This window comes from Vibrio sp. 1249-1 (genome assembly GCF_033340495.1).
Map to the genome: position 1 here is coordinate 1 of NZ_JAWOWJ010000166.1, position 1008 is coordinate 1008.

A 1008-nucleotide genomic window follows, 5' to 3' on the forward strand; every position below is an offset into this window, starting at 1 on the left:
ATTTTATTCCAGACAATGATGGCACAGGCAAGATGCAGCATTGCCTCGTAATTTTCGACCTTTTTCTCCCAACGAGTCAGGACACGACGGTAGCGATTCATCCAACTGTGTGTTCTCTCTACAACCCAGCGGTGGGCCTTGAAATCCGTGTTTTTGAGGGCTTCTGATTCATCCTTCCGTGACTGGACATGAGGCGCATAGCGACGACTTCTCAGATACGATCCCAACCATTCCGCTTCATACCCTTTGTCCATGCACAACCGGAGCCTCTTGCCCGGTCTGCCCGTCTGGAGGGCATCGAGCGTATCCGCAACCAGCTTTATGTCGTGCGTATTTGCTCCAGCGACAACCAGTGCAAGCGGAAGCCCGTTCCCGTCAGTCATCAGACTGCGCTTTACGCCCCGTTTCCCTCGGTCTGTTGGGTTCTTGCCTGTTTTTTTGAGCCTGCCAGGGGGGATTTGGTCATACAACCATCCATCGACAGCCACGACCAGTCAATAGCGTCCAGCTGTTCGCAGGCAAGCAACCCGTTTTGCCAGAAGCGTTCAAATACGCCAGCATCCCGCCACTCCTGAAATCGGCGATGAGCAGAGCTTGACGAGCATATACCGGTGGCATTCAGCGCATTCCACTGGCAACCCGTCCTGAGTACGAAGAAAATGGCGTTCATTGCAGCGCGATTATCAACCCGCTTGCGGTGCGTACCCAGCGGGTGTTGAGTTCTATGTTCCGGGATGAGAGGAGCCATTTTCTCCCAGAGTTCATCACTGATTTGCCACTTATTACCTGCCATACGTTGCCCTCATAAATTATCATTATGTATTATCTGACAATTCCTTTTGGGATAGGTTCTTAGATAATAATAAGTATTGCCTAGACAAAGAAGCATTAAAAGATGGTTTTCATTGGTTGGTTCCAGACAGGGAAATAGATCCGATTAACTGGTTTAACTCAACAACATGGCAGTATGTGAACGCTGAACTTTTAAAAATAGGAGACTAAAACAGG

At 49.3% G+C, this 1008-nt stretch carries 1 pseudogene; it reads right to left on the reverse strand.

Annotated elements, in window-relative coordinates:
• Positions 1 to 793: pseudogene (locus R7Z50_RS24985) on the reverse strand (IS5 family transposase); the annotation flags it as partial.
• Positions 794 to 1008 lie beyond the last annotated feature (215 nt).